Source organism: Daejeonella sp., from assembly GCF_037719425.1.
Taxonomy (GTDB): Bacteria; Bacteroidota; Bacteroidia; order Sphingobacteriales; family Sphingobacteriaceae; genus Daejeonella.
This window is the reverse complement of sequence record NZ_JBBJNI010000204.1, coordinates 1-5,989: the sequence shown is the minus strand read 5'-3', so window position 1 is coordinate 5,989 and position 5,989 is coordinate 1. Positions and strand designations below refer to the sequence as shown.

The following is a 5,989-nucleotide window of genomic DNA, read 5'->3' as shown; positions in this document are numbered from 1 at the left end:
GCTAAATGCGGGATCAACACCATGTTTAATACCGGCACCGTCGTAGGTGTTAGTGCTAATATTTTCGGCTCTGGCTTTCCACGTAACTTTGTCCCTGATTTTGCATGGGGAGGCAATCAGGGCTTTGAAACATACACTCTGAGCAAGATGTTTGAAGTTGCTGAAAGAGTTTATGAACGAAAGGATCGGGTCTTTGGCGAACTTGACAAAAAGATAATTACTAAGGTTTTTGAGCTTAGTGACAAATACCGACGGGCTTAGAACCGAGGAGTTGAAACAGGAAGTTTTATTCCGTTTGCCTCAACCTAACACCACTTAAAACCATCTAATAATTGATAATAGAAATTCTAATATGAGAAAAAACATTGTTGCCGGTAACTGGAAAATGAATTTAGACCACGCAGCAGGTCTGCAACTCTTTGCTGAGATCCTAAATCTTATCAATAATGAACTTAAAGGAAATCAGGAAGTTGTGGTTTGCCCCCCTTTCGTTCACATCAGCAGCCTTGCACAACTTTTAAAGGCGAACTCGACTGTTTCGATTGGCGCGCAAAACTGCCACCATTCTGACGCAGGTGCATATACTGGTGAAATCTCTGCTTCAATGCTGAAATCATCAGGAGCTAGTTACGTTATCATCGGGCATTCAGAGCGCCGGGCATTTTTTGCGGAAGATGATCTGGTTCTTGCTCAAAAATTAGACGTTGTGCTTAAAAATGAGTTGTCTCCGATATTCTGCATAGGAGAAACATTAGAACAGCGTAACGCGGGCACTCATTTTGATGTCATCGAAAGCCAGTTAAAGGAGGCAGCATTTCATCTTAGTGATGATCAATTTAAAAAACTGGTTCTTGCATATGAGCCTGTATGGGCAATTGGCACCGGCTTAACGGCTACCCCGGAACAAGCTCAGGAAGTACATGCGTTTATCCGTTCAAAAGTTGCGGAACAATACAGTGCGGAACTTGCAAATGAGCTGACCATCCTTTACGGCGGAAGCTGTAACCCTAAAAATGCAGCGGAACTGTTTGGTCAGGAGGATATAGATGGTGGTTTAATCGGCGGAGCGTCTTTGAAGGCCCAGGACTTTGTCGATATAATAAAAGTATTCAACTCTTAGATTCATTTAATCAACCAAGTCATATCGCTGCTTTATATTCAGTCCTAAATTCCAAATACCATTAGGTTGAAGTGAAAATTGAGTATTAACGGCTGCCGGGGGGGGGATTATAATCCATTATGAACTACAAAGAATATACTTTTAAGCTTCAAAATAGCGAAGATTTTCATCAGGATTTGTTAATTAACTCCCTCTCTGAAATAGGGTTTGACACCTTTGAGGATATGGACGAGGGCTTTAAAGCATATACTCCGGAAAAGGCCGGCACCGGCGAAAAGATTAGCAGTATTGCTGAAGATTATGCGGGGATGTTCACTTTTATTTTCGAAGCAAAGACCATTCCTCATCAAAACTGGAACGAGGTATGGGAAAGCAACTTTGAACCACTCAGGATCAATGACCGATGCTATATCCGGGCTACTTTTCATGAGCCGCATCCCGAATTTGAATTTGAGATCGTTGTCGACCCAAAAATGGCCTTCGGAACAGGACATCACCAGACTACAGCCCTGATGATGGAGCTTATGATGGACACCGAATTTAAGGATAAAAAAGTTCTGGACATGGGCTGCGGAACAGGTATCCTGGCAATTCTCGCATCCAAAATGGGCGCTTCAGAAATTACGGCTATTGATTACGAGCAGATTTGCTTTGAAAGCACTATAGAAAATTCTACTCTGAATAAGGTTAACAATATTTCGCCATTATACGGTTCGAAAGAAGTAATTCCTGAGGAAACTTTTGATATAGTCGTGGCCAATATCAACCGCAATATACTTCTTGACCATATTGACCGATATACTGAAGTTCTCTCGCCCGGCGGCATCATTTTCTTCAGCGGGTTTTATGAGGAACCCGACCTAAATTTCATAACTGAAAAATCAAGGAACTCAGGCCTGAAGTATATCTTACACAAGACGAAAAATAATTGGGTGGCAGCTCAATTCCACTCAAAAGCCTAAGGGCGACAGTATTGTACATTATAATAGACGAAAAATTTATTCGTTTGAGACAAAATAATGTGCAATGCGCCCCTTGAAAAATTTCCCGATTATCGTCTCAAAAGAATATTTTAGTCTAAATTGGATATTTAATTAACAGAACCTTTTGCACCTATTGGCCGTTCCTGGCTACTCTTCTATTTTAAAATAGCGAACTGAAAGGCATTTATGTCATTAAAAACATAATTGCGGTAAATGACGGTTTATTAACATTTCATATGTGACAATTACTTGTTTTCATAATTTATTTAACCAGTAGCAATAATTAACCCATCGTGGAAAGGTTTTTGAATTACATTAATTATAAAGTAAACCGCAAATATTGTTTTTCCCGTTAGGTTGAGAGACATGCGAAGGCTAAAATTAAACTGGTTCAGAATGATTAAATAAAATTACGATGAAGACATTAGGTAAAAAAATTAGATTATTGAGGCATCAAAAGAGCTGGAGTCAGGAAGATGTTGCAAAGCGCCTGGAGATATCAATTCCTGCATTTTCAAAGATTGAGACAGGGATTACTGATGTTAACCTATCCCGTCTTGAGCAAATCTCAAAGCTCTTTGACATGAGTGTGGTTCAATTACTTACCTTCAACGATGCCGAAAGCCAGGAAAAGTACACTTCTGAAGTAGAAGAACTGAGCAAAAAAGTTACTGAGCGGGAAAAAGAGGTTATTGACCTCCAAAAGAGGATAATTGAACTTTACGAAGAGCTCAGGAAGGTAAAAACTTAAGTCAATGGCGGACCCGATACTTGTTTGTAAAGGGAGAAGTTATTTCAAATGCAGAGGCCTCGATTAGAGGCCTTTGGTGTTATCTCTTTTTTTACGCATCGACCATAATTGTCAGGAGATTCCCCTTGGGCCCTCGCTATTCAAAAATCTTTCTCATAGTTGTATGCCTTTTCCCGAAAGTAGCGCCTGTTGCCTCGTGAATTGCAAGCATTTTATCATTAAAATCACCAACCCAGGAAAGTTCTAGTTCTTCATATTGCTTTAATGGAAGAACATACTCCTTGAGCTTGATGAATAGTGCAGACTCAAGGCCGTGTTTTTGAAAGGCATGCTTTGTACCCATTACCACAACCCTAATTCTATTGACACCTTTCCATCGTTTGTAAGCAAACTGAATCTTTTGGATAATGCCGAGTTTCCCATTAAAGCTCTTTATCATCTGATTGGCATCAGGTAGCATCACGATCACTGAAGCGGGTTCATTATTGATATAGGCAAACCAGATAAGCTTTTCATCCATAACTGTTTTCATCTTATTAAAGGTTTCGAGGACATTTTTGATGTTCAATGGGACGAAATTTGCAAAATCCTTCCAGGCATCATTGTATATCTCAGCAAAATCTGTAGCGTATTTCTCTAGCCTTCCTGCTTCCAGATGCTTAAACGTATAGCCTGGCTTATTCGCCACCCATGTTGCGATTTTTGTAAAACGCTCTGGAAAAGGCTTATTAACTTCAAGATGATTCGTAATCTGTTCGTAAAGCGTTTCAAACCCATAATCTTCGAAAAGCTTCAGATAATATTTATGATTGTAGTTCATTCCGTACGAAGGTGTTGTAAATCCATCTACCAACAGCCCCCAGAAACTGTCGTTCTCACCAAAGTTTATCGGGCCATCCATCGCCTTCATATTACGCGCTAAAAGCCATGACTGCGAAGTATCAAATAACAAATTTGCTGCTTCTTTATTATTGATACACTCGAAAAAACCAACTCCACCAGTAGGCAGTTCGCCCTGATATGCTTTATTTTCATTAATAAAAGCAGCTATTCTGCCAATTAGCTTACCGTCATTTGATTTTAAAACCCACCTGCTTATCGTCCCGTGACTGTGAAAAGTGTTTTGCTCGGCATCAAAAACTGCGTTAACGTCTTTATCCAGGGGGCAAACCCAATTATTATCGTTTTTATACAATTGCCTCGCTACTTCCAAGAACTCTTGAGCACCCCGGGAATCAATTACCTCTTTTATAATCATCAGGAATTAAATAAAAAAAGCATTCAGTGAATACCGAATGCCTTAAATTCTACATTAATATAATTTTAATAATCGTCGTCTTCTTCGTCATCGTACTCGTCAAAACCTTTTATATCATCATCCAGAGGAATATCAAAATCCTCGTCATCATCTTCGACTATGACCCGTTTTGACTCTTTCGGCTCATCATCATCGTCGTCATCGTCATCATCCTGTACTCTCTTTCTCGGATCAGGGGAACCCTTAAAAGTATCCCTGGCTATTGGTGCTGTTATCGACGTTATCATCTCTACCAAATTACACTTTCTTTATTCTGATTTTGTTAATATAAAATTAGCAAGTTTTTAATTTTTATAAACTTCTTTTTTATTTTTTCTCTGATTTATTCTGCCTGCTCTCCAATTGCATTGCCTTCAGTCTGAAGATCGGCAAGCTGAGGAAGGTCGGCGGTAGAATTTATCCCAAAATAATCCATAAAAAGGCTACTGGTTCCATATATGATCGGCTTGCCTACCGTATCAGCCTTCCCTATAATATTAATCAGTTCTTTCTCCAGAAGCTTCTGCACCGTGTAATCACAGTTGACCCCCCGGATCTGCTCTATCTCCAGTTTAGTAATAGGTTGTTTATAGGCAATAATAGCAAGAGTTTCCAATGCAGCCTGGCTTAGTTTCTTCTTAGAACGCTGTATCTGAAGCTGATTGATCACAGGATAATATTCTTTTCTGGTTAAAAACTGGTAACCCCCGTTAATAAACACAAGCTCCAGTGCGATATCCAGAGAATCATATTTCAACCGGATGTTATCAACCATATCCTGGACTTTCCCAGGCTTTATTTTTTGAAGTTGTGAATCCTCCATTACCTGGCTTATTTCTTCAACACTTATGCCCTTATCGGAAGCGAATATAAGTGCTTCAATAAAATTCTCCGGCTTCTCCAAACTCATAAACAAACATAACACAAAGCATTTTTATCGAAAAATATTTCCCGAATAATTATTCGAGGGTCAAAGGGGTTATTCCCAAAAGTTGTAAGCTCTTGAAAACCGCCTCTAAAATATTGTCGTACATAAAGCCAATCAACAAATATTCAATTATTAATCCATAAACAACCGGACACGTACCCTCTGAATAAAATAAGGCATACGAAGTTCATGAAAATTAAAACTTATGAATATGAAAAATTCAACAAAATCTGAGGATCAAGCTCTAGTAAAAGAGCAGGATTTCTTTTCCTCAAAATTAGAGCGCCGCTCCTTCCTGCGTTTTGCAGGTGCTGGTGCAGCAGGAGTAGCACTTGTCGCAGCTGGCTGTAAAAAAGAAAGGGCGGAAGCAGGTGTCTATCTTGGAACCGGCGATATCGGTATCCTGAACTATGCTTACGCTTTAGAGCAATTAGAAGCAGCATTTTATGTTCAGGTTGCTAATTCATTCTTCACGGGTGCGACTCAGGCAGAAAAAAACTTACTGACTGATATCCGTGATCATGAGATTGCACACCGTGAATTCTTTAAAAATGCTTTGGGCACAAGTGCTATCGGCGGCCTTGAAGTAAATTTTGCTGCAATAAATTTTGCAGATCGTACCAGCGTACTTGGAACAGCAAAAGCTTTCGAAGATTTGGGTGTATCTGCATATAATGGTGCAGGATTTCTTTTTAGAGATGCGGGCTATTTAACACTTGCGGGTAAGATTGTTTCGGTAGAGGCTCGTCACGCTGCTGCCATCCGTGAATTGATCACACCAAATTCTTTTGCAAACAATGAAGTTATAGACGCAAATGGTCTTGACAAATCACGGATGCCTGCTGAAGTTCTATCAATAGCTGGTGCATTCATTAAAACTAAAATTAATGCTAACGATTTACCAACCTCT

General features: G+C 39.6%; 7 protein-coding genes and 1 pseudogene. 5 read left to right on the top strand and 3 right to left on the bottom strand.

Going from position 1 to position 5,989, the window contains the following annotated elements:
• The 4 genes and pseudogenes from WKF69_RS18265 to WKF69_RS18250 form a co-directional block, all read left to right on the top strand.
• Window positions 1-261 (top strand): annotated as a pseudogene (locus WKF69_RS18265) (glucose-1-phosphate thymidylyltransferase); the annotation flags it as partial.
• A 91-nt stretch (window positions 262-352) separates the two neighbouring features.
• The gene (gene tpiA / locus WKF69_RS18260; protein WP_340383786.1) at window positions 353-1,120 is read left to right on the top strand and encodes a triose-phosphate isomerase; all 768 of its coding nucleotides are present in this window, start codon (window positions 353-355) and stop codon (window positions 1,118-1,120) included.
• Between the two features lie 119 nt (window positions 1,121-1,239).
• On the top strand, window positions 1,240-2,082 hold the full coding sequence (gene prmA, locus WKF69_RS18255; RefSeq protein WP_340383785.1) for a 50S ribosomal protein L11 methyltransferase: 843 nt from the start codon (window positions 1,240-1,242) through the stop codon (window positions 2,080-2,082).
• Window positions 2,083-2,518: 436 nt separating this feature from the next.
• Window positions 2,519-2,854, top strand: a complete 336-nt coding sequence (locus tag WKF69_RS18250) for a helix-turn-helix transcriptional regulator (protein ID WP_340383783.1) — start codon at window positions 2,519-2,521, stop codon at window positions 2,852-2,854.
• Between the two features lie 136 nt (window positions 2,855-2,990).
• Here WKF69_RS18250 and WKF69_RS18245 read toward each other — a convergent pair whose 3' ends face one another.
• The 3 genes from WKF69_RS18245 to scpB all read right to left on the bottom strand — a co-directional run bounded on the left by WKF69_RS18245 (window position 2,991) and on the right by scpB (window position 5,061).
• Window positions 2,991-4,112 (bottom strand): GNAT family N-acetyltransferase, encoded by a 1,122-nt coding sequence (locus WKF69_RS18245; RefSeq protein WP_340383781.1) that lies wholly within the window; start codon window positions 4,110-4,112, stop codon window positions 2,991-2,993.
• Between the two features lie 65 nt (window positions 4,113-4,177).
• Window positions 4,178-4,399 carry a hypothetical protein gene (locus WKF69_RS18240; RefSeq protein ID WP_340383778.1) on the bottom strand — a complete coding sequence of 74 codons (222 nt, stop codon included), beginning with the start codon at window positions 4,397-4,399 and terminating at the stop codon, window positions 4,178-4,180.
• A gap of 95 nt (window positions 4,400-4,494) precedes the next feature.
• On the bottom strand, window positions 4,495-5,061 hold the full coding sequence (gene scpB, locus WKF69_RS18235; protein WP_340383776.1) for an SMC-Scp complex subunit ScpB: 567 nt from the start codon (window positions 5,059-5,061) through the stop codon (window positions 4,495-4,497).
• A 229-nt stretch (window positions 5,062-5,290) separates the two neighbouring features.
• Here scpB and WKF69_RS18230 point away from each other — a divergent pair.
• A partial coding sequence (locus WKF69_RS18230; RefSeq protein ID WP_340383774.1) for a ferritin-like domain-containing protein occupies window positions 5,291-5,989 on the top strand: 699 nt, incomplete at its 3' end.

What these genes read in the sequence shown, in the direction of transcription:
- prmA (WP_340383785.1), top strand. Translation starts at nt 1,240, where the DNA reads ATGAACTACAAAGAATATACTTTTAAGCTTCAAAATAGCGAAGATTTT.
- WKF69_RS18245 (WP_340383781.1), bottom strand. Translation starts at nt 4,112, where the DNA reads ATGATTATAAAAGAGGTAATTGATTCCCGGGGTGCTCAAGAGTTCTTG.
- tpiA (WP_340383786.1), top strand. Translation starts at nt 353, where the DNA reads ATGAGAAAAAACATTGTTGCCGGTAACTGGAAAATGAATTTAGACCAC.
- WKF69_RS18250 (WP_340383783.1), top strand. Translation starts at nt 2,519, where the DNA reads ATGAAGACATTAGGTAAAAAAATTAGATTATTGAGGCATCAAAAGAGC.
- WKF69_RS18240 (WP_340383778.1), bottom strand. Translation starts at nt 4,399, where the DNA reads ATGATAACGTCGATAACAGCACCAATAGCCAGGGATACTTTTAAGGGT.
- scpB (WP_340383776.1), bottom strand. Translation starts at nt 5,061, where the DNA reads ATGAGTTTGGAGAAGCCGGAGAATTTTATTGAAGCACTTATATTCGCT.